Source organism: Paraburkholderia xenovorans (assembly GCF_046030735.1).
Lineage (GTDB): Bacteria > Pseudomonadota > Gammaproteobacteria > Burkholderiales > Burkholderiaceae > Paraburkholderia > Paraburkholderia xenovorans_A.
This window is the reverse complement of the sequence record NZ_JAQQBV010000030.1, coordinates 1-26,782: the sequence shown is the minus strand read 5'-3', so window position 1 is coordinate 26,782 and position 26,782 is coordinate 1. Positions and strand designations below refer to the sequence as shown.

At 63.8% G+C, this 26,782-nt stretch carries 24 protein-coding genes; 17 read left to right on the top strand and 7 right to left on the bottom strand.

All coding sequences use genetic code 11. The annotated features are described in order from the left end of the window. Nucleotides 1–7: 7 nt before the first annotated feature. Nucleotides 8–64: a hypothetical protein gene (locus PQQ51_RS25510; RefSeq protein ID WP_408499740.1), complete on the top strand. Its 57-nt coding sequence runs from the start codon at nt 8–10 to the stop codon at nt 62–64. Here PQQ51_RS25510 and add read toward each other — a convergent pair. After that, nucleotides 49–1,143, bottom strand: coding sequence for an adenosine deaminase (gene add / locus PQQ51_RS25505; RefSeq protein ID WP_408499655.1), 1,095 nt, complete (start codon nt 1,141–1,143; stop codon nt 49–51). The two genes, PQQ51_RS25510 and add, sit on opposite strands and share 16 nt — an antisense overlap. 93 nt (nt 1,144–1,236) lie before the next feature. After that, entirely contained in the window at nt 1,237–2,592 is a 1,356-nt protein-coding gene (locus PQQ51_RS25500; protein ID WP_408499654.1) for an NCS2 family permease, read from the bottom strand. A gap of 83 nt (nt 2,593–2,675) precedes the next feature. Here PQQ51_RS25500 and PQQ51_RS25495 point away from each other — a divergent pair, with 83 nt between their 5' ends. Further along, the gene (locus PQQ51_RS25495; RefSeq protein WP_408499653.1) at nt 2,676–3,602 is read left to right on the top strand and encodes a LysR family transcriptional regulator; all 927 of its coding nucleotides are present in this window, start codon (nt 2,676–2,678) and stop codon (nt 3,600–3,602) included. An 86-nt stretch (nt 3,603–3,688) separates the two neighbouring features. On the opposite strand, the gene PQQ51_RS25490 is transcribed toward PQQ51_RS25495, so the two are convergent. Both PQQ51_RS25490 and PQQ51_RS25485 read right to left on the bottom strand, forming a co-directional pair. Further along, nucleotides 3,689–4,828, bottom strand: coding sequence for a nucleoside hydrolase (locus PQQ51_RS25490; protein WP_408499651.1), 1,140 nt, complete (start codon nt 4,826–4,828; stop codon nt 3,689–3,691). Nucleotides 4,829–4,830: 2 nt separating this feature from the next. Continuing rightward, nucleotides 4,831–5,940 (bottom strand): porin, encoded by a 1,110-nt coding sequence (locus tag PQQ51_RS25485; protein ID WP_408499650.1) that lies wholly within the window; start codon nt 5,938–5,940, stop codon nt 4,831–4,833. A 331-nt stretch (nt 5,941–6,271) separates the two neighbouring features. Between PQQ51_RS25485 and PQQ51_RS25480 the strand changes: the two genes are divergently transcribed. Both PQQ51_RS25480 and PQQ51_RS25475 read left to right on the top strand, forming a co-directional pair. Beyond that, a complete protein-coding gene (locus PQQ51_RS25480; protein WP_408499648.1) occupies nt 6,272–7,843 on the top strand; it encodes a methyl-accepting chemotaxis protein in 1,572 nt (523 codons plus the stop codon). 102 nt (nt 7,844–7,945) lie between these two features. Continuing rightward, entirely contained in the window at nt 7,946–8,995 is a 1,050-nt protein-coding gene (locus PQQ51_RS25475; RefSeq protein ID WP_408499646.1) for an NAD(P)/FAD-dependent oxidoreductase, read from the top strand. A 106-nt stretch (nt 8,996–9,101) separates the two neighbouring features. Here PQQ51_RS25475 and PQQ51_RS25470 read toward each other — a convergent pair whose 3' ends face one another. Continuing rightward, complete coding sequence (locus tag PQQ51_RS25470; protein WP_408499738.1) at nt 9,102–9,335, bottom strand: hypothetical protein; 234 nt, start codon at nt 9,333–9,335, stop codon at nt 9,102–9,104. Between the two features lie 202 nt (nt 9,336–9,537). On the opposite strand from PQQ51_RS25470, the gene PQQ51_RS25465 reads away from it, so the two are divergent. The 7 genes from PQQ51_RS25465 to PQQ51_RS25435 all read left to right on the top strand — a co-directional run bounded on the left by PQQ51_RS25465 (nt 9,538) and on the right by PQQ51_RS25435 (nt 15,834). Then, complete coding sequence (locus PQQ51_RS25465) at nt 9,538–11,508, top strand: PAS domain-containing hybrid sensor histidine kinase/response regulator (RefSeq protein WP_408499645.1); 1,971 nt, start codon at nt 9,538–9,540, stop codon at nt 11,506–11,508. Between the two features lie 206 nt (nt 11,509–11,714). Further along, nucleotides 11,715–12,161, top strand: a complete 447-nt coding sequence (locus PQQ51_RS25460; RefSeq protein ID WP_408499644.1) for a DUF3592 domain-containing protein — start codon at nt 11,715–11,717, stop codon at nt 12,159–12,161. After that, the gene (locus tag PQQ51_RS25455; RefSeq protein WP_408499643.1) at nt 12,143–12,694 is read left to right on the top strand and encodes a hypothetical protein; all 552 of its coding nucleotides are present in this window, start codon (nt 12,143–12,145) and stop codon (nt 12,692–12,694) included. Before PQQ51_RS25460 ends, PQQ51_RS25455 begins: the two co-directional genes overlap by 19 nt. Before the next feature lie 32 nt (nt 12,695–12,726). Next, nucleotides 12,727–13,203, top strand: a complete 477-nt coding sequence (locus PQQ51_RS25450; RefSeq protein WP_408499642.1) for an Hcp family type VI secretion system effector — start codon at nt 12,727–12,729, stop codon at nt 13,201–13,203. Between the two features lie 159 nt (nt 13,204–13,362). Next, on the top strand, nt 13,363–14,547 hold the full coding sequence (locus tag PQQ51_RS25445; protein WP_408499641.1) for an acyl-CoA dehydrogenase family protein: 1,185 nt from the start codon (nt 13,363–13,365) through the stop codon (nt 14,545–14,547). A gap of 25 nt (nt 14,548–14,572) precedes the next feature. After that, on the top strand, nt 14,573–15,178 hold the full coding sequence (locus PQQ51_RS25440; RefSeq protein ID WP_408499639.1) for a class I SAM-dependent methyltransferase: 606 nt from the start codon (nt 14,573–14,575) through the stop codon (nt 15,176–15,178). Beyond that, the gene (locus tag PQQ51_RS25435; RefSeq protein WP_408499638.1) at nt 15,175–15,834 is read left to right on the top strand and encodes a glycosyltransferase family 2 protein; all 660 of its coding nucleotides are present in this window, start codon (nt 15,175–15,177) and stop codon (nt 15,832–15,834) included. Before PQQ51_RS25440 ends, PQQ51_RS25435 begins: the two co-directional genes overlap by 4 nt. A 9-nt stretch (nt 15,835–15,843) precedes the next feature. On the opposite strand, the gene PQQ51_RS25430 is transcribed toward PQQ51_RS25435, so the two are convergent. Next, nucleotides 15,844–17,244 carry an MFS transporter gene (locus PQQ51_RS25430; protein ID WP_408499637.1) on the bottom strand — a complete coding sequence of 467 codons (1,401 nt, stop codon included), beginning with the start codon at nt 17,242–17,244 and terminating at the stop codon, nt 15,844–15,846. 239 nt (nt 17,245–17,483) lie between these two features. On the opposite strand from PQQ51_RS25430, the gene PQQ51_RS25425 reads away from it, so the two are divergent. Then, nucleotides 17,484–17,636: a hypothetical protein gene (locus PQQ51_RS25425; RefSeq protein WP_408499636.1), complete on the top strand. Its 153-nt coding sequence runs from the start codon at nt 17,484–17,486 to the stop codon at nt 17,634–17,636. A 134-nt stretch (nt 17,637–17,770) separates the two neighbouring features. Here PQQ51_RS25425 and PQQ51_RS25420 read toward each other — a convergent pair whose 3' ends face one another. Next, the gene (locus tag PQQ51_RS25420) at nt 17,771–17,908 is read right to left on the bottom strand and encodes a hypothetical protein (protein ID WP_408499635.1); all 138 of its coding nucleotides are present in this window, start codon (nt 17,906–17,908) and stop codon (nt 17,771–17,773) included. 532 nt (nt 17,909–18,440) lie between these two features. Here PQQ51_RS25420 and mprF point away from each other — a divergent pair. The 5 genes from mprF (at nt 18,441) to PQQ51_RS25395 (ending at nt 26,441) form a co-directional block, all read left to right on the top strand. After that, nucleotides 18,441–21,035 (top strand): bifunctional lysylphosphatidylglycerol flippase/synthetase MprF, encoded by a 2,595-nt coding sequence (gene mprF / locus PQQ51_RS25415; protein WP_408499634.1) that lies wholly within the window; start codon nt 18,441–18,443, stop codon nt 21,033–21,035. Continuing rightward, nucleotides 21,032–22,321: a virulence factor family protein gene (locus tag PQQ51_RS25410; RefSeq protein WP_408499633.1), complete on the top strand. Its 1,290-nt coding sequence runs from the start codon at nt 21,032–21,034 to the stop codon at nt 22,319–22,321. The genes mprF and PQQ51_RS25410 overlap by 4 nt, the downstream gene beginning before the upstream one ends. 338 nt (nt 22,322–22,659) lie before the next feature. Then, on the top strand, nt 22,660–24,273 hold the full coding sequence (locus tag PQQ51_RS25405) for an amino acid adenylation domain-containing protein (protein WP_408499632.1): 1,614 nt from the start codon (nt 22,660–22,662) through the stop codon (nt 24,271–24,273). Between the two features lie 67 nt (nt 24,274–24,340). Further along, nucleotides 24,341–24,601, top strand: a complete 261-nt coding sequence (locus PQQ51_RS25400; protein WP_408499631.1) for an acyl carrier protein — start codon at nt 24,341–24,343, stop codon at nt 24,599–24,601. Between the two features lie 22 nt (nt 24,602–24,623). Further along, complete coding sequence (locus PQQ51_RS25395; protein ID WP_408499630.1) at nt 24,624–26,441, top strand: alpha/beta hydrolase; 1,818 nt, start codon at nt 24,624–24,626, stop codon at nt 26,439–26,441. Nucleotides 26,442–26,782: the final 341 nt, after the last annotated feature.

Below are 26,782 nucleotides of genomic sequence, written 5' to 3'. Positions count from 1 at the left end.
CATCGCCGTGTGCGGCAATCGCCACAAGGTGGCGAGTTTCCGGCGGCGTCAGCAGCAGGCTTGAGCCAGTGCGTCGAACTCCGCACCCCACGCCGCACGCCATGACGCGCGCGTGGTGTCGTCGACCCACGCGCCGTCGATCCCGTTCATCATGAATTGCCGCAACTCGGCCACGCTGAAGCCGAAGTGGCTGTACATCAATTGCCAGGCTTCGCTCGGCGTGACTTTGTGCAGCGTCGGGTCGTCGGTATTCGGATGGATTTTCAGACCGAGCTCCGGCATGCGCCGCAGCGGATGCTGTTCGGCCCATACGTCGGGCGCGAGCGTGCGCAGATAGTAGGAGTTGGTCGGCACGACCGTAAAGACGATGCCGCGCTCTGCATAGCGAGCCGCCAGTTGCGGGTTGTCGACAATCGTATAGCCGTGATCGATGCGGTCGCATTGCAGCAGGTCGACGGCGGTTTCCACGTTGCGCCACGGCATGCCGAATTCGCCGGCATGCGCGGTGGTCTTGAAACCCGCGTTGCGCGCATTGCGGTACGCCTTCCAGAACAGCTCGGGCGGCCGGTCGTTTTCGCGGTAGTCGATGCCGAGTCCCGCGACTTCCTCCGCACGATGCGCGCTCATCCACTCGACCAGCGCGACTGCTTCGTCCGGATCGGCTTCGCGGTCGATGCTCGGAATCAGTCGTGCGCTGATGCGGAAGTCGCGTGCGGCGTCGCGAATCGCCGTGACGATCGCCGCCTGCGCATCCGCATACGGAATCTTCGACACCCGCACGGTACCCGTAGGATTCCAGAAGAATTCGCTATGACGTACGTGGTGCGCGGAAGCATCGGCGAGATATTCGTACGTGATGCGATGCAGGTCGTCGGCGTGCGTCAGCAGGTGTTCGTCGAGTGCGCGCAGTACACGCAGCACGCCGACGGGTTTTTCGCCACGTGTATAAAACGCGTCGATTTCTTCGCGGCTGATCGGCGCGCGGCTCTTTTCGGCCAGTGCGACGAACGTGTCGTGGCGCACTGCGCCCAGCAGGTGGCAATGCAGCTCGACCTTCGGCAGAGCGGTGAAGAAAGCGCGTTGCGCGTCGCTCAGTGTGATGCCGAGGCGCGAAGCGGGCACGTTGCCGGATGTCTCTTTCATATCAGTATCGTTCTGGGTAGTGCATGAAGCTCGTTAGTGCGAGTTAGTGCGATTGCAAGTTCCGCAAGTTCTGCAAATTCGAAAGCGTACGACTCAATGCGGTTTGACCACCGTGTAGAAGTAGTAACCGAGCGGCACGGCCAGCACGTACAGGCCCCACGGCACGTCGCGCAAACGTCCGGCCAGCAGCTTGACGAGCACATAGCAGAGCAGGCCGCCCGCGATGCCGGTGCCGAAACTGTTCGACATCAGCGTGAGCAGAACCATCGAGAGCACCGGCAGCGAGTCGGTGAAATCGTCGAAGCGGGCGTGGCGGATCGTGCTGAACATCGACAGGCCGATCAGGATCAGCGCGGGCGCGGTCGCTTCCTTTGGAATCGCGAGCGCAACGGGCACGAACAGCAGCATCAGCGCGAACATCGCCGCAGCGGCGAGCGACGAAAGTCCGGTGCGTCCGCCGGCTTCGACGCCCGCGGCCGATTCCACCAGCGCGGTGAGCGCCGGAATGCCGAACACCGGGCCGAGCGTAGCGGCAATCGAGTCGACGAGGAACGGCCGGTTGATGTTCGGCAGATTCGCGTTCTCGTCGAGCAGATTGGCTTTCGCGCCGACCGCGAGCGTGGTGCCGAGCGTCGAGAAAAACTCGGCGGCGAAGAACACGAACAGATACGGAATCGACGCGACGCTCAACGCACTCAGGATGTCGAGCTTGAACGCGACGGGTGCGATGCTGTGCGGCCACGCGAGGAACGACGTGGGCAGATGCGTGACGCCGAGCGGCACGCCCGCGCCCGCGGCGATCAGAATCGCCCACAGGATCGCGCCGGGCACGCGGCGTCCTTGCAGCACGACAGCCGTGCCGAGGCCGATCAGCGCCACCAGCGTGCCGGGTCGCGAGAAGTCGCCGAGCGCAAGCGCATTGGTCTTCGCGTTCGCGATCACCATGCCGGCGTTACGGAAACCGAGCACCGCGATGAAGAGCCCGATCGACGCGCCGAGGCCGAGCTTGATCTGCGCGGGAATCAGCCGCACCACGAGACTGCGCGCGCCCAGCAAAGTCAGGATCAGGAACAGCACGCCGGACACGAACGCGATGCCGAGGCCCGTTTGCCACGCGACATGTTCGCCCGCGAGCGTGATGCCGAGAATCACCGAGCCGCCGATGCCGGGGCCGACCAGAAACGGCAGGTTCGCATACAGCGCCATCAACACGGTGCTCAGCACGAAGACGAGGATCGTCGCCGTGGTGGCCGCACCGCGATCCATGCCGCCGCTCGCGAGCAGTGAAGGGATGACCACCAGCAGATACGCCGCCGCGAGAAACGACGTGATGCCGGCGATGGTTTCGGTGCGCACACCGGTTTTGCGCTCGGCGAGCGCGAAACGCCGCTCGAGCCAGCCGGCCGGCGTTGCATGTTCCGCATGTGCGGGGTTTTGCTCACGCGTCATCGAAGATTCGTTATTGATCAATTGCTTCATCCTGTAATCACGCCATTTATACTGCTGCGCATTGCGCCGACGCCTTGCTCTCCATGACCGATCGTTCGTCCTTGCTGCCCGCGCTCACGTTGCGGCAAATCCAGTACTTCGTGACGCTCGCGCATGCACGCAGCTTCACCCAGGCAGCGCAATCGCTCGCATTGACGCAGCCCGCGCTCACTGCGGCGATCCGCCAGATCGAGTTCCTGCTCGGCGGTCCGCTGTTCGCGCGTTCCGCGCACCGCTTGACGCTCACGCACGCGGGCGCGAGCGTGCTGCCGCTCGCCGAACGTCTGCTCAACCAGGCGCGCGGCACCTTCGACGACATGGCAAGCACGTTCGCCGAACGCGTGCAGACGGTGCGGATCGGCCTGATTCCTTCGGCCGCGGCGCGCCTGTTGCCTGCGCTCGCGGCGTTGCGGGCCAAACAGCCGTCGCTGCGCTTCACGCTGAGCGACATGCCCAACACCGCATTGCTCGACGCGGTGCGCGAGAGCGCGGTCGACCTCGGCGTCGGCGTGCATGAGCCCGAGGCGCTCGCGGCCGGCACGGGGCGCGACGCCGCATTGCGCTATCAGGACCTGTTCGAAGACGAACTCGTCGTCGTCCTGCGGCGCGACGATCCGCTCGCGCGCAAGAAGAGTCTCGCGTGGGCGAAGCTGGTCGGCCACGATCTCGCGGCGTTCGTGCGCGGCAGCGTCAGCGACGCGTTGCAACGCACCGGCGGAGCAGAGGGCTTGCAACTGAACGTCGCGTACCGTGTCGAGTACACCGAGCCGCTGTACGAACTGGTGCGCAACCGTCTCGCGATCGCGGTGCTGCCGAGTCTCTACGCGATGCATCTGCACGACGCGGAGCTGATCGCGCTGCGTCTGGACAAACCGCGCGTCGCGCGTTCGATCGCGCTGATTTCTCTGGCCGCCGACGATCGCGGCCCGCACGTGCGCGCGTGCCGCGAGTGGATCGTCGCGCATATCTGAGCGCCGATCCGACGATGGGGCGGCCATGAGATCGGCCATGAGATCGGCCATGAGATCGGCTATGAAGCCGGCCATGAAGCCCGCGTTCACGGCAGCGTGGCGAGCCGGGCGCGCAGCGCGGCGTAGAAACCGTCGGCGTCGACTTCGGTAATCCACGTCGCGTTCGGCTTGCGGCCACTATGGCCGCTCCAGTCCACCACCGTTTCGCCGAGCGTCCATTCGCCGACGGTCTCGACCATCACGTTGACCTCGCGTCCTTTGAAAAGCGACGGGTCGATCAGATAGCCGGTCGCGCTCGGGTCGTACATCGGCGCTTCTTCGACGCCGCGGCGGCCCTTCTGATACGCGACTTCAGCCGCCATGATGTCGGCGACCAGCGTGCCGCAACGATTGCCGAGCGCGCGGATCGGCGCGATGCGCGCCGGCGTGATCGCCGCTTTCACGGCGACGTCGCGCGGCAGCACGACGATCGGCACGCCGCTCGTGAAGACGATTTGCGCGGCCTGCGGGTCGACGTAGATATTGAATTCCGCCGCGGGCGTGATGTTGCCGCGCTCGAAAAACGCGCCGCCCATCAGCACGATTTCGCGGATGCCGTTGCGAATCTCCGGCGCTTCGGTGAGCGCGGTGGCGAGGTTGGTCAGCGGCCCGAGTGCGCACAAGGTCACGCTATGCGGCGGCGCCGCGCGCAACGTGTCGATCAGAAACGCGACCGCATGCTGTGGCGCGAGCGGCGCCAGCGGTTCGTGCAGCGGCACGCCTTCGAGCCCGGTCTTACCGTGCACATTGGCGGCGGTGATCAGTTCGCGCATCAGCGGACGCGGGCAGCCGGCATAGACCGGCAGCGTTTGCGTGCGCCCGGCCCAATCGCGCACGATGCGCGCGTTGCGTTCGGTGAGATCGAGCGGCACATTGCCCGCGACGGCGGTGATCGCGCGCACGTCGAGGCGATCGCTCGCGCCGAGCGCGAACAGGATCGCGATCGCGTCGTCCTGGCCCGGATCGCAGTCGATGATCACGCTCCGGCGTTCGCCTGCCGATGCCGTCGCGGCGGCGCTGGCGCCGCTTGCCGTACCGGTCGTGCTTGTGCCTGCGCTTGCGTTTGTGCTTGCATTACTCGCCGCGCCGGCCATCATCGGCCACAGCGAAGCGCTTGCGGCCACACCCATTGCCGTGCGCAAAAATGCACGGCGATCGTCAGTTTGTTCGAAGGATTTCATCGTCATGGTTAGAACACGTGGCGCATGCCGAGCGTCGTGATCATCTGGCGGATGCCGGTCGAGCGCGCGTACGCGAAGATCTGCGCGTGTTGCGCGTCGCCGGCGGCTTGCTGTGCGATCACCGTCAGCGCGACGTCGGTGCGCTTCGACAGGAAGTAATCGGCCTGCAGGTTGACCTGGTGCCATTTGGGGCTCGTGTTGATCACGTCGTACTTGCCGTCGGTGAACGCATAGGCTGCGCCGAGAATCAGCGCGGGCGTCACATGGTAGTTCAGGTTCAGGTTGTAGTTCTGCAGATGCAGGTGCGAGCCGTCGAGATAATCGTAGTGCACGTCGGTGAAGAGCGCTGCGAACTGCGCGGGGCCGATCGTGTAGAACCCGCCGGTGCCGAAGATCCGTTGCTTGCTCGCATATGCGCTCGGATGCACCGCGCTCTTCGAAAAGATCAGCAGCGGCGAAGCGTAGTCGTTCGAGATCGCGCCGTCCTGGTTGGTCGGGCTATACGGGTTGTTGTACTGCGCGTACACCGCGCTCCATTTCAGCGGGCCGTTGTCGTAGCCGACGCCGAAGCTGTACGCGTTGTTGTTGGCAAAACCGGTTGCGTTGCTGAAGCCGTATTCGGCTGTCGCCTTCAGGCCGCGATATTCGGGCGTCACGTACTTCACCGCGTTCTGTACGCGGATGTCGTTATAGCCGTTGTCGTTGTCGCCGATGTTCACGCCGTTGCTCGCGATGATCACGGGGCCCACATAGTCGTGCACCGTGTCGTACTGACGGCCGAAGGTCAGCGTGCCGTACTTCTTGCTGGCGAGACCCACGTACGCCTGACGGCCGAATTCGCGGCCGTTTTGCGACGCGGTGCCGCTCATCACGTTGAAGCCGTTTTCCAGCTGGAAGATCGCGGTGTTGCCGCCGCCCAGGTCTTCGATGCCTTTCAAGCCCCAGCGCGGATTCTGATTCGTGCCCGACAGCGCCTGCCACGCGTTTTTGCCACCCTGGTTCGTCGCATAGCCGACCCCCGCCGAAATCAGGCCGTACAGCGTCACGCTGCTTTGCGCATGGGCGGCGCTGGAAAGCGCGCCGACGATCGCGAGAGGGGCGAACTTGAGTAGTTTCATCGTGGTCCAGTAGCGGGAAGAAGAGTGCCGAACGGGCGGCGTATTTGAACAGGGCTCGACTATACGAAGCGCGCTGCTATAAAAATAATGTTGTTTTCTTATAGTTCCATAAATTGAATCTATTTAACGATTTTGTAGCCGACCACCGGCGGAACGCCGCCTGTCTTCCGATTGCATGACGTGTGTGCGGTGTTGTGCGTTTGCGTCGTCGCGTGAATTTTTATTTTTTGCCGGTGGAAGGTCGTCGTTATACTTTCCATATACGGTTCATTGTTCCATAAGAGGAACAATGAACCGATTCAGAAGAACGGGACGGCGACCAGAAACCACGATGACCAAAAACCTGACCATCAATCTGCGCATCGCGATCACCATCGCGTTTCTCGGCGTGCTGCTGATCGCGACCGGCGCGCTCGGCATTCTCGGGATGGACGAAAGCAACAACGCGCAGCGCGAGGCTTATGCGGTGCATTTCGCGTCGGTGGTGGCGCTCGGCAAATCCGGCACGGCGATGTCGCGTGCGCGCTTCGGGCTCGACTGGGCGATGAGCAACCCGCATTCGCCGCAACTGGCCGCGCAACTGGAGCGCGCCCGCACGCTGCTCGCCGATTCCGACAAGTGGTGGACCACGTTCCGCGAGTTGCCGAAAACCCCCGAACTGCAAAGCCTCACCGACGACCTCGACGCGAAACGGACCGCCGTGCGCCGCGACGCGATCGACAAACTGATCGACGCGATCCGCAGCGGCGACTCGAGCTGGATGGACGAGAACCGCGCGAATCATCTGATCGGCCTGTACACGACGATGAACACGAGCCAGGGCGCGCTGGAGGCATATCTGAACCAGCAGGCGAGCGACGCCGACGCGCGTTCGGCCGCGCTGTTTCACACGCTGTTGATTGCGTGCGCGGCCAGCATTCTGGTGGGACTGACCGTCGCGTTCATCAGTTGGCGCACGTTGCGTCGCGCGATCATGGGGCCGCTCAACGACGCGCTGCGCCAGTTCGACGCGATCGCCGCCGGCGAGTTGACCACCCGCGTGCCGATCCGCTCGAACGACGAAATGGCGACGCTGCTGCGCGGCGTCGCGTCGATGCAGGACAAGCTGCGCGCTACTGTCACCACGGTGCGCACGGGTTCGCATTCGATCGCATCGTCCACGCAGCAGATCGCCGCCGGCAATCTCGATCTGTCGCAACGTACCGAAGAGCAGGCGGCGTCGCTCGAAGAAACCGCGGCGGCGATGGAGCAGCTCACGTCGACTGTGCAGTTGAACGCCGAGAATGCGCACCACGCGAGCGAACTGGCGCGGCGTGCATCGGAGATGGCCGCACGCGGACGCAGTTCTGTCGGCAGCATGGTCGAGACGATGCGCGTGATTCACGCGGGTTCGTCGAAGATGACCGGCATCATCGGCGCGATCGAAGGCATCGCGTTCCAGACCAATATTCTCGCGCTGAATGCGGCCGTCGAAGCCGCGCGCGCCGGTGAAGAAGGGCGCGGCTTCGCGGTCGTCGCGGGCGAGGTGCGCAGTCTCGCGCAGCGTTCAGCTGCTGCCGCGAAGGAAATCGGCGCGCTGATTGCGGAGTCGACGTCGCGCGTCGAGAGCGGCGCGGGGCTCGTCGATCAGGCCGGCGACACGATGCAGGAAGTCGAGGCGGCGATTGGGCGCGTGGCCAGGATCGTCGGCGAAATTGCGGCGGCGTCGAAGGAGCAAAGCGAGGGCATCAAGCAGGTGAGCCTCGCCGTCACGCAGATGGATGAAGTGACGCAACACAATGCCGCGCTCGTCGAAGAAAGCGCGGCGACCGCGAATTCGCTCGCGGATCAGGCGCGCCAGTTGAGTGAAGTGACCGCGGCGTTCAAGGTGGAACGGCAAGCGGCGTTCCAGGCATCTTGCTGAAAGAACGCCGCCGGGAGCGTCCTTATGATCTGTAATGGCATCGTTGCCGGGTTTCCGACGATTCGGTATGGTGGGTCGTCGATTCACACATAGAGACCGCGCATGACGTCCGATGCTTCCCCATCCTCACTGCCGATCCGCTCCGATGTCCTGATCGTCGGCGCGGGCCCAGTAGGCCTGTTCGCCGCTTTCGAGGCCGGCGTGATCGGCCTGTCCTGCCAGATCGTCGATGCGCTCGGCAAGGTCGGCGGACAGTGCACCGAGCTTTATCCGGACAAGCCGATCTACGACATTCCCGCGATCCCGTCGTGCACCGCGCGCGAACTGGTCGAGCGTCTGATCGCGCAATGCAGGCCGTTCGACGTGCCGATCCATCTCGAGCAACGGGTGGAGTCGGTCGAACAGCGCGACGACGGGCGCTGGACCGTGCGCACCGATAAGGGCCTGGTATTCGACGTGGCGGCGATTCTGCTCGCCGCCGGAAACGGCGCGTTCGTGCCGCAGAAACTCGCGCTTGCCGAAGCGGTGCCGTTGGAGTCGCGGCACGTGCATTACAGCGTGCCGCGCCTTGCCGATTTCGCGGACAAGACCGTCGTCGTGGCAGGCGGCGGCGACTCGGCGCTCGACTGGGCACTCGCGCTGCGCAAGGTCGCGAAACGGGTGACGCTGGTGCATCGGCGCAATGGTTTCAGCGGTGCGGATTCGAGTGTCGAATCGATGCGGCGCGCGGTCGAAGCGGGCGAGATGGACTTTGTTGTCGGCGCGATCGCGGGTTTGGGCGTCGAAGACGGCGGCTTGAAATCGGTCACGTTGCGCCATATCGAAGGCGAGACTCAACTCGCCACCGAGCAGCTTGTCGTGTTGTACGGGCTGGTTGCCGATCTCGGTCCGATCGCGCAATGGAATGTGTCGATTCACGGCGGACGGGTGGACGTGGATACGTCGTACTACGAAAGCTCGCGGCCGGGAATTTTCGCGGTCGGCGATATTGCCAACTATCCGAACAAGCAGAAGCTCATCCTGTCCGGATTTCATGAGGCGTCGCTGGCGCTGCGAAAAGCGTATGCGTACGCGTATCCGGAGAAGAAGCGCGTGCACGTGCATTCCAGTTACGACGCAAAGCTCGCTGAGAAGGTCGCGGCGACGGAGTGACGCCGCGCTCCGTCTTCTGTTCCGAATAGCGCAAAGGCCCGGCCGCGATCGATATCTCGTGCAGCTATCGTGCAGCCGGGTTTTTCGTGTCGACCTGTTTGTCCGCTTATTTGCCCGCGGCCTGACTCGCGGCTGCCTCGCTCGCGGCCTTGTCTTTCTTCTTCGCTTCATGATGGCCGATCGCGCAACCCGCCGCGGCGCCTGCTACACCATGATCGCCCGCAACATGGCCCGTGACGCCGCCCACGACGGCGCCTTTCGTGCAGCCTTCGGCATGCGCGGCCGTTTGGACCCACGCGAGCGCCGACGCGAGAGCGAGAGTGGTGAATGCTTTGTTCAACGCCTTGTTCAACGCCTTGTTCAATTGAGGCTCCTGGTTTTCGATAGAGGTGATTAACGCGTAGCAAAGCAGGGGCCCGGTCCTCGCGAACGCATTACGAACGGCCTCACGGCGCGGGCCGACGTGTCAAAGGTTTGCAATGCGTGCGGCGAAACGGCAAGCGCGGTGTATGCTTTTGGACGGAGCAATTCGATACCCAGACATGAACCAGCTTAACGACCAACCCGCGGGCCAGAACGGCGAGCCAGCCGATGCATCGCCTGCGCTTCCCGTGCCGTCGCCGGATGCCCCCGTCGCCGTCGACTACGAGTCGCTGGTGCAGTCGATCAGCGACTACGCGATCTTCCTGCTCGACGCCACCGGCCGTGTCGTCAGCTGGAATAACGGCGCGCAGAAGTTGAACGGCTACGCGCCGCACGAAATCATCGGCGAGCACTTCTCGCGTTTCTACACCGCGGAGGCCGTCGCGCGCGGTTGGCCGACCTACGAATTGCAGCAGGCGTCGCTTACCGGCCGCTTCGAGGACGAAGGCTGGCGCGTGCGCAAAGACGGCACCACGTTCTGGTCGAACGTCGTGATCACCTCGATTCGCGACAGCGCCGGCATCCTGACCGGCTTCGCCAAGATCACGCGCGATCTGACCGTGCAACGCGAATACCTCGAAGCGTTGCGGCAAAGCGAGGAGCGCTTCCGTCTGCTGGTCGACTGCGTGAAAGACTACGCGATCTTCATGCTCGATCCGGATGGGTTCGTGATCAGCTGGAACGCGGGCGCCGCGCGCATCAAAGGCTATACGCGCGAGGAGATCGTCGGGCAGCATTTTTCGCGCTTCTATCTGCCTGAAGAGGCGGCTGCGGGCAAACCCGCCCGGGAGCTGGCGATCGCCCGCCAGCTCGGCCGCGTCGAGGACGAAGGCTGGCGCGTGCGCAAGGACGGCACCACCTTCTGGGCCAACGTCAACATCACGGCTGTGCACGACGAATCGAACCGGCTACGCGGCTTCGCGAAGGTCACGCGCGATCTGTCGGAGCGTCGCGAGCGCGAAGAGCTCGAACGCTCGGGCGAACGCATGCGCAGGTTTCTCGCGACGCTTGCACACGAGTTGCGCAATCCACTCGCGCCGGTGCGCAACGCGATCGGTGTAATGCACCTCGAATCCGGCCTGAGTCCGACGCTGTCGCGTTCACGCGATCTGATCGATCGCCAGGTCACGCATCTCACGCGTCTCGTCGACGATCTGCTCGACGTGGGCCGCATCATGTCCGACAAGGTCGAACTGCGTATCGCGCACATCGACCTCGGCGAAGTGCTGGTGCGCGCGATCGAAGCCGCGCGGCCTTTCACCGACGCGCGCGAGCAGAGCGTCAGCGTATTCATGCCGGCCAATCCGCTGGTGGTGGTCGGCGACATGACGCGGCTCGTGCAGGTGTTGCAGAACCTGCTGCACAACGCGTCGAAGTTCTCGCCGGTCGGGGAGCGCATCGAGCTGTCAGGCCGGATCGATCACAACATGGCGGTACTGGAAGTGCGCGACTTCGGCCGCGGCATCCCCGTAGGCTCGCTCGACGCGATTTTCGAGTTGTTCGCGCAGGAGAAGCAGGGGCAGGAGCCGGTCGAAGGCGGTCTTGGCATTGGTCTGACGCTATGCAAATCGTTGCTGGAGATGCACGGCGGCAGCATCATCGCGACCAGCGACGGCCTCGGACTCGGTAGTGCGTTCACGCTCAGTTTGCCGCTCGCTGCCGCGCCTTCCGCGGGCGCGGACGATCAGGCGGAGCTCGCGGCGGGCGCGGGAACGCCGCTGCGCATCCTGCTCGTCGACGACAACCGCGACTCCGCCGACAGTCTCGCGATGCTGCTCGAACTCAAGGGCCACGACGTGCGCATCGCTTATGACGGCATGCAGGCCGTCGAGCTTGCGCCGCGTGTCGCGCCGCACCTCGCGGTGATCGACATCGCGATGCCGAAGATGGATGGTTACGCAACGATCGCGGCGCTGCGTGAAATGCCTGCGCTGAAAGACACGCTGTTTGCGGCGATGACCGGCTTTGGGCAGTCGAGCGATCGTGAGCGTACTCAGGCGGCGGGCTTTCATGCGCATCTGGTGAAGCCGGTGGAGTTCGCGTTGCTCGAAGCGTTGTTGGCGGATGCGGAGGCGCGGCGGCAGCGGTAAGGGGGGGCGCGCGAACCAGCTGCCGATGCTCAATCGCGCGGCTGGCGCAGATTAGCTCTTTTGAAACTGTGCGCTCGCGGTTGGCAATCTTCTGCTCAGAAAACTAACGCATATCCCAAAAACATCAAGCGTCGGTAATCTGCTACCTTTACACGCATCGCTATTGATGCGGTGAACGGCCCGAAATTTAAAAGCGCTCTCGTACCATGCCAGTGACCGATAAATTACTGATACGACGTTTTAAGGCGATTATTTTTTCGATGATCTGGATTGGCTGTTTGATCGGTTTGGCCATTTCTGTCAGAGAAACAAAGAATTTTCTTAATACAGCAGTTGAGGCGTCGGGGCGCGTTGTCGCGCTCAATGCCGGCGGGAGTCATCCGCAAATTGAGTTTATAGCCCGTAGTGGCGAGCGCGTTTCATATCCGCAAGGGGGATGGGTTGGCGGCTATAGGGTGGGAGATCAGGTGCAAGTACTTTATTGGGAGAGTTCGCCAAGAACCAGTGCAACGATTAACCGAACCGGAGCCATCTGGGCGTGGGCTATCGTGTTAATTCCGATTCTGGTTGCGATTCCATTGGTGATCCTGTGGAATATTTTCCATAAACCTGCATCGAAACGAAAAAAAAGCAAATGGGACATTTCAGGGTGAGTGGCTGGTCTTTTGATACAAGCGCGAGCGTCAGCATTGGCATAGGTGCTGCCGCGGCTTCAGGCGGCATGATCGCTCTCAGGGATCCGGATAATAAAGTCCATCACTTGCATTACGGTGGGTTGGGGAGTGGTTTTTCGATCGGCGCAAGTCTGACCGAAATTAGTGTCCCCGATACGTTGGTCAGAAATTACGACTTGTCTGGTACCGGATCTTCGACGTCTTTTTTCAGCGTCGGCAAAGTATTCATAACCGAAACATTTAAAGCGCGTGAGTTGTCTCTTGGCGATATTCAGGGCGTCGCGTTATACATTGAGGCTGGTGGCGCATTGATTTCCGCAGCCGGATTTACCGTTATGTTTCTCGGGATTGATCCAATTTTTCTCGAGGCAGCGGTGATCGCCCCCATGTTTTCTGCGAGGATGATCGAGCTTGCACTTGGACAGGCCCCCGCGGTCTTGATAATGGGAGGGCTCGCCATGGGGCCGCAGGTCGGCGCCGGGTTTAGCGGGCTGATTGGCTTGCTTCATTAGCAAAGAAATTTCTGGTCGAAATAGAGGGTTTTATGCAAGATATTTTTATAAAAATAAATGGTATTGCCGGCGAATCACGGGATGCGAACCACCAGGAGGAAATCGACGTACTTTCGTGGGCCTGGAACGTTTCGCAAAATTCGACCATGCTTTCAGGCTCAGGCGGCGGCGCGGGTAAAGCTACTGTGTCGGATCTTTCATTTATCCATGAGTTTGATCGCGCTAGCCCGAACCTCGCAAAATTCTGTTTCACTGGCAAACATATCGATCAGGCCGTGCTCACGATGCGCAAGGCCGGCGGCGTTCCTCACGAGTTTTCGCGAATCACACTGTATGACGTGATCATCACGCACGTTGCACCGCTGGTGAACAGTTCGACTTGTCATGAAAGCGTGCGGCTGTCTTTTTCGACTATGAAGCACGAATACAAAGTTCAGAATCCTCTCGGCGGTAGCGGTGGAACAGTAACAGCCATGATGTACATCAAAGAAAACAGCGCAGTCAGGTAAAGCAGTGCACGCGGAGATGACGCGACCGTTTAATCCCACCCACCCCCTCCCTGATCTAACACCCCCATCCCTGCGGCACGCCGCTTGCTGAGGTCGTTTGCAGGCGCAGCGGCTATTGAAAGCCCGCTGGCCTGGATCGAACAACTTCAGGGAGGCTCGATGTTCGATATGCGTGATCGTGCGGCCAGCGTCAGCACGCGGTCGCCGGACCGACGCGACGCTTGCGCGACCGACGTGGCCGCGAGCCGCGCGGAGCAATCGGCGCAAGCCACCGCGCCTGCCACTACAGCGCTTGACCATTTCCTGTGCGACACGCAGTTCGCCGCGCACGACCCCGCTGCGCTCGGCGACGTGCTGCGTGCGCTGATCGAGCACGGCTACGACCGCGCGCCGTTCATGCCGCTGCCGGGGCAAGGGCAGACGTTGACGCGCTGGCGCTCCCTCGCAGCGGTAGCCGCACGCGATCTCGGGCTCGTGAAACTGTTCGAAGGCCATACCGATGCGCTCGCGATCCTCGCCGAGCTGCGTGCCCCCACACCGCCTGCGGAAAGCCGCTGGGCGGTTTGGGCCGCCGAGCCCCCCGATGCGCGCGTGCAAGCCATCGCGGAGGATGCCGCAAGCCCAGCCCGCGACATCGCGCAGACATTGCATCTGAATGGCACAAAAGCGTGGTGTTCGGGCGCGGCGGTCGTGAGCCATGCACTCGTCACCGCCTGGCTCGACGACCAACCGGTGCTCGCAGCGGTCGCGATGGATCATCCGTCGGTCTCAATCGATGCGTCGAAATGGCAGGCCGTGGGCATGCAGGCGACAGCGAGTGCGGACGTTTTATTCGATCACACGCCCGCCACACTGATAGGCGGCGCTCATGCCTACGTGCGGCGGCCCGGTTTCTGGCACGGCGGCGCGGGCATTGCGGCATGCTGGTATGGCGCGGCCGCGCACGTCGGTCGCATGTTGCGCGACGCCTCGGCACAGCGTGCGGACGCGCATCGTCTTGCGCATCTCGGCGCCGTCGAGGTGGCCTTGTCGGGCGCCGCCGCGGTGTTACGCGAAACTGCCGCGCACATCGACGCCGATCCTCGAGCCGATGCGCAACGCGCGTGCATGCGCGCACGCCTCGTCGTCGAAGAAGCGGCGGGCGCGGTGATGAGCCATGCCACTCGCACGCTAGGCGCCGGTCCGTTGTGCCGCGACGCGCGCTTCGCGCGATTGCTCGCGGATCTGCCCGTGTTCCTGCGGCAAAGCCATGCCGAACGCGATCTCGCCGGCCTCGGCGAACTGATTGTCAACGCAACGACCCAGACCGATTCCCATAGCGGAGGTGCGCTGTGGCCACTTTGATGCGATGCACGGGAGGGCTGCCGACATGACCTCCGCCGTGGTGTACATCAACGAACTCTACGAAAAGAGCGACGACCCGTGGCATCTGCGTGACGGCTGGTATGAGCGCAGAAAGCGTTCGCTGACGCTGGCCTTGTTGCCGCGTCCGCGTTATCGCAATGCGTTCGAGCCCGGTTGCGCGAACGGCGAACTGACGGCGGCGCTCGCGCAGCGTTGCGATCGTTTGCTCGCTGCCGATCTGCACGAAACGGCCGTACGTCTCGCGCGTGCACGCGTGGCCGATCTGCCGCACGTGAGCGTCGAGCAACGCACGGTGCCGCGCGACTGGCCGAGCGACACGGGGCCGTTCGATCTGATCGTCATCAGCGAATTCGCTTACTACCTCGATGCAATAGACCTCGAAACGCTGGCCGCGCGCATCAGCGCGTCGCTGACGCCGGACGGCACGCTGCTCGCCTGTCACTGGCGGCGCCCGTTCGCCGAAGCGCTCGAATCGGCCGACACCGCGCACGCGCTGTTCGATGTGCGTTGCGGTCTGTCGCGTCTCGCGCATCATGACGAAGCCGATCTGCTGATCGATGTGTGGTCGCGCGATGCCCGCTCGGTCGCGCAGCGCGAGGGGCTTCTATGATCGGCGTGATCGTTCCCGCGCACAACGAAGAGGCGCTGCTCGCGCCGTGCCTCGCCGCGCTGATTGAAGCGTCGCGGCACGCCGATCTCGCCGGCGAGGCGGTGCGGATCGTCGTGGTGCTCGATGCCTGCACGGACTTTTCCGGCGCGATCGCGCGAGCCTATGGCGTGGAAACGCTCGCGTCGAAGGCGCGCAACGTGGGCATCGCGCGCGCGATGGGCGCCGATATATTGCTCGCCGACGGCGCCCGCTGGCTCGCGTTCACCGATGCCGACAGCCGCGTGTCGCCCACGTGGCTGGTCGCGCAGTTGTCGCTCGACTCGGATGCGGTGTGCGGTTCGATTGCCGTCGACGAATGGGACTGGACCGCGCATCCGCACAGCGTGCGCGAATATTTCCGCAAGACTTACGTCGATGCGGACGGGCATCGGCATATCCACGGCGCGAACCTCGGTGTATCCGCCGAAGCATATCGGCGCGCCGGCGGCTTTCCGCCGCTCACGTGCAGTGAAGATGTCGCGCTGGTCGACCGGCTGATCGCGTCCGGCGCGCGCATCGCATGGAGCGCCGCACCGCGCGTGATCACCAGCGCGCGCGCGGCGGTCCGCGCCCGCGGCGGCTTCGGCGATACGCTCACCGCCTGGGCGACCGGATGACGCGAGGTTCTAGCCGCGTCCGCCGCGCGAAATCTCTTCGCCAGCGCCGCGCGGCATGCGCAGCGTGACCGGAATCGACGCGAACGAACACAGTCCGACCACGAGGAACGCCGGCCAGAAATCCGACCACATGAGGGCCGGGTGCCCGTTCAATACGCGCGAGATCTGCAGCACGATCCCGCCGATCGTCACACCGAGACCGAGCGACATCTGCTGAACGACGCTGCCGAGACTCGTCGCGCGGCCCACGTCGCGGCTCGCGATTTCGGCGTACGTCAGCGAGTTCAGACTCGTGAATTGCAGTGCCGGGAAAAAGCCGCCGAGCAACACGACGACCCAGATGATCCACGTCGGCGTACCGGGAAAAAACAATCCGCACGCCGCAATCGCAATCCCCGACAGCGCGGCGTTCGCGACCAGCACCGAGCGAAAGCCGAACCGATGCAGCACGCTCGACGCGATGGTCCGCATGAACATGCCGCCGAACGCGGACGCGCAGGTGATCAACCCGGATTCGAACGCACTCATCCCGTGACCTTCCTGCAGCATCAGCGGCAACAGAAACGGCAGCGCGCCGAGGCCGATGCGAAACAGCGAACCGCCGAGCACGCTTGCCTGAAACGTCGGCACCTTCAGGAAACGCAGATCGAGCAGGGGCAGCTTCACGCGCTGCGCGTAGATCACGTAGATCACGAGCAGCACGGCGCCGAGTGCGCACATGCCGAACGCGTCGCTATTGCCGATCAGCTCGCCCCCCACCAGCGACAACCCGAGCAGCAGCAACACCGCGCCCGCGGCCGACAGCAGGAAGCCGATCCAGTCGAGCGGCCCGGGATCCGGCTCGCGCGTATTGGCGATGTAGCGATTGGTCAGATAGATGCCGAGAATGCCGATCGGCACGTTGATGAAAAAGATCAGGCGCCAATGCAGGTAAGTGGTGATGAAGCCGCCGAGTAGCGGACCCGCGGCCGGCCCGGCCATTGCGGGCACGCTCAGATAATTCATCGCGCGGATGAAATCGGTTTTATGAACCACGCGGAAAATGATGATTCGCCCGACCGGCACCATCATCGCGCCGCCGACGCCCTGGACGAAGCGCGCGAGCGTGAAGGTCGCGAGCGAATTCGACGCCGCGCACAGCAGCGAGCCGGCCACGAAAATGCCGATCGCGGTGCGAAACACGGTGCGTGCGCCGAACCGGTCCGCGAGCCAGCCGCACACGGGGATGAACACGCCGAGCCCCAGCACATAGCTCGTCACGGCGATCTTCAGCGTGACCGGATCGCGCGCGAAATCGCGTGCCATCGCCGGCAAAGCGGTGACGATCACGTTGGCATCGACACTTTCCATGAACATCGCACAGGCGACGATGAGGGGCGCAATCAGGGCTTTCTGCTGGGCGGTCGTCATGAACGAGCTGCGGCGATCGGTCGCTGAGTAAAGGGGGCATTATTGCACCCGCACGGTGCGGATGGTTCATAGGAATGACCCGCGGACAATTCCGTTCCAGCCCTTTTTGAGATTACGCAGTCTGCGGACACGACCGTCGCGCAATGCGCACAGACTTTATTGATATATGTTGCAGTGCGGCACGAGAGGGCTATAATCGGGTTATTGCCTAGGTATAAACCCTATACAGGAGCCCCATCATGAACACCGCAACCAGCACCGCCACCTCCCGCGCCGCGATCGCCACCAGCACCACGTTTTTCGGCAAGCTGCGCGCACTGGCCCTGCACGCGTTGAACGTGCACCTGCAAACCTGCGCGATCATCGCTGAAGCACACCGCCGCCCGTATTAAGCGGCGCGCACGCGCGAGCGACGCCGGGTAGGGCAGTTGGGCGTTCGTTATCGCGTGTATGAGTTAAAGGACGGCCTCTGCGGCCGTCTGTTTTTCTGGGCTCGCGACGCCCGGCCGTTTGGCCGTTTGGCCGCTTATTCACGCTCTCGTACACGCGATACCGCGGGGCGCTGCATCTTCGTCGCTCGCGCGGACAGCGCGCTCATCAACAAAGCGCTGGCCACCAAGCCGACCAGATAGATTCCTGCCATCAGCCAATCCTGTTCTGCCATGATCGTTCTCCATCGAGCGGTGAACATCGCGTAACGGCGATCTACACGCGCTGACGTGATCGGGTTACGCAGTGAAGGCAGCGAATTGCGCCTTCCATAACTCTCGATTACGGCGCGCAAATCAAAAGCTTGACTCGTGAACGCGTTTTTAAAACGGGGCACGAAAGCCGGGCAGATATTCGCGCTGAAACTGCATTTTCTTCTCGCTGCCTGCGATTAGCGTTTAAACTCCTCCCCCCGCCGGCCAGGCACGAAAACAGTCGATCCTGGCCCGTGTCATCGTCGATACCGACCGCTTTGCACATGCGCGTGCAGCAACGCAACGTACCGCGACGTACTGCGCGTACCCCATCCAATCGCGCGACGCGGTGAATGCAATAGCGCCGCACGCCTCGGATAAACCCTGCAAATTCCCTACACCTGTCAACCTTTTCAACAGTTTGCCGTTATCCATTCGTAATCGCCGAAGCTGGGCGACGCCGTGACAGACGACCCGTCGTCACGACAGCACTACGCAAGGCCCGCATTGACCATGTTCCACCGAACCAACAATAAATTCGACCAGCTGGGCGCGCTGTACGAACGTGCATCGAAAGCGCTTGGCCGCCGGGGCATCCTCTCGCCATTGCTCGCACTCGGGATCTGCGGGCTGCTGCTGCTCGTCATGCAACATCTGTCGCAAGCGGTCGACTACCGTTCGGTGATGCACCAGTTGCGTCGTCTGACGGCCGGCGAGTGGAGCGCGGCGCTCGGCGCGACCGCGCTCAGCTATGTCGCGCTCGTCGGCCGCGACGCGGTCGGACTGCGCTATCTGGGCGCCGTCGTGCCGCGCGCGGCATTGTGGATCGGCGCGACCGCGGGCTCGGCGCTCGGCAACGCGACTGGCTTCGGCGCGTTGACCGGCGGCGCGGTGCGCGCGCGCGTCTACAGTGTGGCGAGCGTCACGCCGGCGCAAATTGGCCGGATGACGGTGTTCACAAGCGTGTCGCTGGCACTCGCGCTGGTGCTGATGACCGCGCTCGGCATGGTGTGCGCCGCCGATCCGCTCGCGCGCATGCTGCATCTCGACGCGCTCACGCTCGGCCTGATCGGCGCGGCGCTGCTCGCCGCGCTCGTCTGTGTGGCCGCCGCTTGCCGCCGCGACACGCGGCCGATTCGCACGCGCTGGCAGTGGCTCTCGTTCGATATTCCGGCACGCCGCGATCTGCTCGAGCAGGTGGCGCTCGCGGTGCTCGACGTGGTGGCCGCCGGTCTCGCATTGTGGGCGCTGCTGCCGCACGCGAATGTCAGCTTCGTGACTTTCATCACCGTGTATGCAGCCGCAATGCTGCTCGGCATGATCGGTCACACGCCGGGTGGAGTCGGCGTATTCGAGGCGGCGATGGTGTTCACGTTGAACGGCAGCGTGCACACGCACGAAATGGTCGCGGCGCTGCTCGCGTATCGCGCGATTTACTTCGGTGTGCCGTTGATCGTGTCGGCGGGCCTGCTGGCTGGTTTCGAAGGCCGCGCGCTGAAAAGCCGTTTGCCGTTGCGGCACGCGGCGCGTGTGACGAAGCTCGCGCCGCTGTTCCTGAGCCTCGTCACGTTCGTGGTGGGCGGCATGCTGGTGATTTCCAGCGCGACGCCGGCCTTCTGGCACCGCATCCATCTATTGCGCCACGTGCTGCCGCTGTGGGTGCTGGAAAGCTCGCAGATGCTGTGCAGCGTGCTCGGCGTGCTGCTGCTGTTCGTCGCGCGAGGCTTGCTGCGCCGTCTCGACGCCGCGTGGTGGATGACCTTGCTGCTCGCGGTGCTGAGTCTCGCGTTGTCGCTGACCAAGGGTCTCGCGTTCGTCGAAGCCGGCGTGCTCGGCATGCTGATCGCGTTGCTGTTGTCCACGCGCGGCCGCTTCAACCGTCACTCGTCGCTGTTCGCCGAGCGTTTTACCGCGGGCTGGCTGGTGTCGGTGGCGATGGTGCTGATGCTGGCCGTGTGGGTGATGCTGTTCGCGTTCCGTGACGTGCCGTACACGCGCGACCTGTGGTGGCAATTCGCGTTCGACGAGCGGGCGCCGCGGGCATTGCGCGCGACCCTTGCGGCGAGCCTGTTCGCCGCGACGTTCGCGTTCTGGCAACTGCTGCGCCCGGCACCCGGCCGCTTCGTCAAACCGGCTGCCGAAGATCTGCTGGACGCGGCGCGCATCGTGCGCGCGCAGGAACGCAGCGACGCCGGTCTCGCGTTGATGGGCGACAAGAGCTTCCTGTTTTCGGAGTCGCGCGAAGCGTTCCTGATGTACGCGAAGTACGGCCGCACCTGGGCCGCGCTGCACGATCCGGTGGGGCCGCGTGAAGAGTGGGCCGGGCTGATCGGCAAATTCGTCGCGCTTGCGCACACGCACGGCGGCCGCGCGGCGTTCTATCAGGTGCGCGCGAACGCGTTGCCGCTGTATCTCGACGCGGGCCTTACGCTGATGAAGCTCGGCGAAGAAGCGCACGTCGCGCTCGACGAATTCGATCTCAAGGGTTCGCACCGCGCGCATCTGCGTTATGCGCTCAAGCGCGGCGAGCGCGACGGCTTCACGGTCGAAGTGATCGATCAGGCGCAGGTGCCGGCGTCGCTCGATACGTTGCGGCAGATTTCCGACGGTTGGCTGGGCAGCCGCGACGCGCGCGAAAAGAGCTTCTCCGTAGCGGCTTTCACCGACGATTACCTCGCCGCGCAATCGGTGATGCTGGTGCGCCAGAACGGCGAGCCGGTCGCGTTCGTCACGTTCATGACGACCGATCTGAACACCGAAGCGACGGTCGGCGTGATGCGTCATGTGGAGAGCGCGTCGTCGTATGCGATGGAGTATCTGTTCACGCAACTGGCGCTGCATCTGAAGCAGGCGGGGTTCCGCTCGCTCAGTCTCGGCATCGCGCCGCTTTCCGGCATGCAGCCGACGCCGCTCGCGTCGCGCTGGCATCGGTTGGCCGGCATCGTGTGGCGCTTCGGCGGCCGCTTCTATAACTTCCGCGGACTGCGCGCTTTCAAGAGCAAGTTCCAGCCGCATTGGGAGCCGCGCTATCTCGCGGCGTCGGGTTCGGTCGGCGTGTTCTTCACGCTCGCCGACCTGTCATTGCTGGCGGGAGGCCGGCGTTCATGACATTGCATCCGTTTTTACGGCTCGCCGCAGCGGCGAGCCTGGTTTTTTGCAGCGCGGTTTGCAGCGCGACCGTTACGGCTGCGGCCGGCTCCAGCACGAACACCGTGCCCGGCGGCCGCTACGGCGACGTTGCGGTGACCCAGCCGGTGGGGCCGTTGCGCGGTTTCGTCGTGCTGTACTCGCAAGACTCCGGCTGGAGCGCGGCGGACCAGCAGAGCGCGGATGCGCTCGCGAAATCCGGCGCGATGGTGGTCGGCGTGGATACGGCGCGCTACGCGGCCAATCTGACGCAGAAGAAAGAGGCCTGTCACAAGCTGGTCGGCGACGCCGAAGCGTTGAGCCACCAGCTCGAACGGCAAGCGCAATCGAGCCGCTATTTCGCGCCGATCGTCGCCGGGACCGGGCAGGGCGCGACGCTCGCGATGCACGTACTCGAACAGGCGCCGTCGAATACGATCGCGGGCGCCGTATCCGTGGATGCACAACGCGATCTCGATCCGCGTTTTCAGCCGTGTCCGCCGGACCCGACGGTGATTCGCGACAAGGTGCCGGGCTTCGTCGAAAAGGCTACGACAGGTAACGCGGATCGCACGCGACTCGTCGCGCTGATCACGCCGCATTTGCAGAGCGTGTCGATGCGCGACGACGACGTGTCCGATCTGCCTTTGATTGAATTGCCGGCCGCGCATCCGAACGGGCTGATGGCGATCGTGATTTCCGGCGACGGCGGCTGGCGCGATCTCGACAAGACCATCGCGCAGGCGTTGCAGAAAGACGGCGTGTCGGTGGTCGGCTGGGACAGCCTGCGCTATTTCTGGAGTGAGAAGCCGCCCGCGCAGACCAGCCGCGACCTCGCGCGCGTGATGCAAACCTACGGCGCGCGCTGGCACGCCGAGCATATCGCGCTGATCGGCTATTCGTTCGGCGCCGACGTGATGCCGTTCGCGTACAACCGCCTGCCCGACGCGCTGCGTGCGAAAGTCTCGCTGATCGCGCTGCTCGGTTTCGCGCCGGATGCCGATTTCCAGATTCGTGTCGGCGGTTGGCTCGGTCTGCCGGCAAGCGACAAGGCCTTGAAGGTGCAGCCTGAGTTGAGCCGTGTGCCGCCCGCAATCGTGCAATGCTTCTACGGCGAAAACGAGAAGGACACGTTGTGCCCGTCCTTGACCCGAACCGGCGTCGACGTGATTCGCACGGGCGGCGATCATCATTTCGGCGGCGACTACAACTCACTCGAGCAGCGCATTCTGAGCGCGTTCAAGAAGCAGAGCGGCATGCGTAACTAACGCGTTGCCGCCATGGAGGGGCCGCTTCATCCCGCGCCCGGCGGGCGGCGCCTCCGCTTCCGATTCGTCTGGTGAGAGCGGTATCGCACATATAGGTGCGTCGCCAGAACCTATGATCCTTACCAACTGCTGACGGTTTCCTCGGGCGGCTCTGCCTGAGAGGACAGTTGTCGTCCGCGGATCCGTGCATCAAATCTCTTTGCGACAACCCAGCGCGCCGTCGGGCCGTCCGATGCCGGCAGCGTGCTTTGGCATGCCTGGCCGCAGCGCGCGTCCGCTCGACGAATTGACGCGATGCCCGCTGTTTCCAGTCATGCCCACCTGGTGCGAGGCCGCGAATGCTGGATTCCTTTTTCTTCGACACCGCCGCGCGTGAGCCGGACAGTCCCGCGCTTTGGGTCGACGAACACCTGTACAGCTACGACGAGATCGCCGCGCGGGCCCATCGGGTCGCCCGTGGCGTGACGGCCGCGCTGCCCGCGGGCGGCGCCGCACGTTGCCTGCTGTTCGCGCATCGCAGCGTTGCGGCGTATGCGGGACTGCTCGGCATTCTCGAAGCGGGATGCGCGTATGTGCCGCTCAATCCGAATGTGCCTGCCGCGCGGATCGCCGCAGTGATCGGGCAGGCGGGCGCATCGCTGTTACTGGTCGATCGCCGTTGCGCGCGCTTGCTCGACGAAGTGGTGCAACTGCTCGATGAATGCCCGCGGATTGTCCTGCTCGACGACGCGGATGAAACCGATCTCGTGGATCACGCCGCGCCGACGACGCCGGCCAGTGTGCTCGCGAAGCTGTCTGACGTGGCACTCGAAGCAACACCGCCGATGCGTGACGTTGCCTTGCGCGCGTCTGCTGATTTCGCCTACATCCTGTTCACGTCGGGTTCGACCGGCGCACCCAAAGGCGTGCCGATCTCGCACGCGAATGCACGCGCTTACGTGAGCGCGCAACTCTCCCGCATCGACAGACTGCCTGGCGCGCGCTACGTACAGTTCTGCGAGTTGACCTTCGATCCCTCCGTGCACGACATGTTCGTGTGCTGGGCGAACGGCGGCTGCCTGTATGTGCCGAAAACCGTCGAACCGATCTACAACGCGGCCTTCATCCGGCAGCACGCGATCACGCATTGGAACAGCGTGCCTTCGGTCGCGGGGTTCATGCAGCAATTCCGCAAGCTGCCGGCCGGCGAATTTCCGAGTCTGCAACTGACGGTGTTCGGCGGCGAGCCGTTGTCGCGCGCCGTCGTAGATGCGTGGCTGCGCGCCGCGCCGAACAGCCGCGTGATCAACCTGTATGGGCCCACCGAAGCGACCGTGGGCTGCGCCGCGTTCGAAGTGACGCGTGAATTCCTCGACGACGCACGCCACGCGGTAATGCCGCTCGGCAGCGCTTTGCCGGGCACGGAGCTTCTGATCGTCGATGCCGAACTCGAACCGGTCGCACGGGGCGAAAGCGGCGAGTTGCTGATCGGCGGCCCGCAGGTGGCGGTAGGCTATCTGTCGCCCGACGAACCGGGTAATTGCCGTTTCGTCGCGAGAACCTATCCGGGCACAGGGTCGCAGCGCTGGTATCGCAGCGCGGATGCGGCGCGCGAAGCGCCCGACGGGCACCTCGTGTTTCAGGGCCGGCTCGACACGCAGGTCAAGATTCGCGGCAACCGGATCGAGCTCGAAGAAGTCGAGTACGTCGTGCAGGAATGCAGTCACGCGGCGTTGTGCGCGGTGATCGCATGGCCTGTCGACGATGCGGGTCGCGCCGGCGGCCTGATCGCTTTCGTGACCCGTGCGCGGCGCGATGCGGAGCAGATTCTGCAAGCGTGCCGTCAACGCCTGCCGGTGTACGCGGTGCCGCAACGCATTGTGGAGCTCGACGCGTTGCCGCTCAACGTGAATGGAAAAATCGACAAAAAAACGCTCGCGCAGCACTGCGTCAGCGGCGACGTGGTCATCTGAATTCGATAAAAATATGCTTCGGATGGCTGATTGTTGGCGTGTGTCAGTTCGATAACCGGGGAATCAAATGAAACATCATGTGCGCCGTATTCTGCAGGAAACCGCATGTCTCGACGTGCCGGTCGATTCGTTGGGCGATCGGGACGATCTCTATGCGGCAGGGCTTTCGTCGCTCGGTACCGTGCGGGTGATGATGGCGATCGAAGATCATTTCGACATCGAGATTCCGGGCGATCTGATCACTCACGATCTGTTCCAGAGCATCGATGCGCTTGCCGGCGTGATTGCGCAAATCGTACCGGTAGAGATGCTTGAGCAGCGAAGCTGAACGCGCGTCGCGACGACCGATGATGACGAATTCTTCCACGATGCGGCCGGTGATTGTCGAAGGCTGTTTTGGCTGGCTGCATCAGCCGGCAAGCACGCCGTCCGACATGGGTGTCGTGCTGTGCAGTCCGTTCGGTTATGACGCGTTGTGCGTCCATCGCGGATGGCGCGAACTGGCCGAAGCGCTGGCGGCGCGCGGCGTCCCCACGATGCGCTTCGATTATCCGGGCGCGGGCGATTCGAGCGGCAATGAGGCAGACCCGCAGCGCCTGAGCGCGTGGGTCGACAGCATCAAGGCCGCGGCCGGCCTGCTGCGCGCGCAAACGGGCGTGACCCGTCTGACGCTCTGCGGTCTGCGACTTGGCGCAACACTCGCCGCGCTCGCCGCCGACGAACTGGGCGGCGTCGACAATCTCGTGCTGCTCGCGCCGGCTACGTCGGGCAAGCACGCCATCCGCGAACTGGACCTCGCGTATCAAAGCTGGCTCGGCACGCAAGCCGGTCTCGAAGGCAGCCGCGATGCCGAAGTCGCGCAGACGGTGGGAGCATATGGGTTCCGTCTCTATCCCGACACGCTCGAGTCGCTTGCCGCGGTCGATCTCATACGGTGTACCCAACGTCCCGCGCGGCGCGTGCTGATTCAGGATCTCGGCGAGAGCGCGCGCGTCAAGCGATTGGTCACGCATTACCAGGCATTGGACGCGCAAGCGGACCTGCAGGTTTTCAGCGAATACAGCAAGTTTCTGATCGACCCGCACTACAGCGTGCCGCCGCGCAATGCGTTCGATGGCATGCTCGAATGGCTCGGCGTGAGCACGCTTGCCGCAACCGAACCCGAAGCGAAAATCCTCGCAGGCGATGCGAGCGCGCGGATCGATTTCGCCGACGGCCACGAGACGCCCGTCGTATTCGGCGGCGGCCGCCATGTGGGTATCTACTGCCGGCCGACGCGCGCGCTCGAAGGCGCGCCCGCGGTGCTGTTCGTCAACACGGGCGGCGTGCATCGCGTGGGCGACGGGCGGGTCGCCGTGCTGCTCGCGCGGCGTCTCGCGGCGCTGGGCATGGCGTCGCTACGGATGGATCTCGGTGGTCTCGGCGACAGCGTGCGCCGTAGCGATTCGCAAACCCTCGACATGGTGTATGCCGGGCCCGCTGTCGCCGATGCAAAGCTTGGCGTCGACTGGCTGGGCTCGAACGGGCATGCGAAGACGGTGATGTTCGGTGTCTGCACGGGCGCGTATGTGGCGATGCATACGGCGCTTGCGCATCCGGCGGTGGTCGGCTGTGCGGCGGTGAATCTGCCGTTCTTCGTGTGGGGCGGCGCGGCGAGCCGGCCCGGTGCGCGCAACGTCGCATCGAGCGGGGTCTACCGGCTGGCGATGCGCGATCCGCGCAAATGGTTGCGTCTGTTGACCGGGCGCGCGAACGGCACGGCGATTACGACCGAGATCGTGCGGCGTGTGCTGGCGCGAATCGGAGTACGCGTCGGCGCGGTATGCGAGCAGTTGCTAGGCCGGTCGACGCCGCGGAGCACGGTGCGCCGGTTCGTGGTAGCGCTGGATCGCAAGGGCGTGCACACGTCGCTGATGTACGGTCCTCTGGACGAAGGCCGCGACGAGTTGGAGATTCATTTCGGACGAGACGGCTGCGAACTCGGCAAGCTAAAGCACGTTCGCGCGAATGTGGTCGGCAAAGTCGATCACGCGCTGTTTTCGCACGCTGCGCGCGAGGCGATCATCAAGCAGTTCGAACTGTTTCTGCGCGAGCGGGTGTTGAGCGCACGACGCGAAACCGTTGCACCGTCGGCCGGATTGCGTGTCGTCGACGCGCGACAACCCTGAATTTTGCGGCGCACTTTCAGTTCCTTTCGTTCTGGTTTCGGTGCGACCCTCGGCGACGCAGCAGGCGAACAGGCATTGACAAAGGCTGGCCAGTCAACGATGATCGCCTGCATGAACTGCCTCGACATCCGTATTGCGCTGATTATTATCACCATTCATCGAATGGTGGGTTAGCGCGCGTCTGATAGCAGTAAAAAATCAACCCGCCCCACGAGGCGGGTTTTTTTATGTCCGCCTCCTGAAGCGCTTGGCCGATTCGTCTCATTGCCGCACAGGAGCTTGCTTTGCCGTCACACGAACTCAATCAGGTTGCCGAAACCGCTGACAGCGTCGCGCTACGT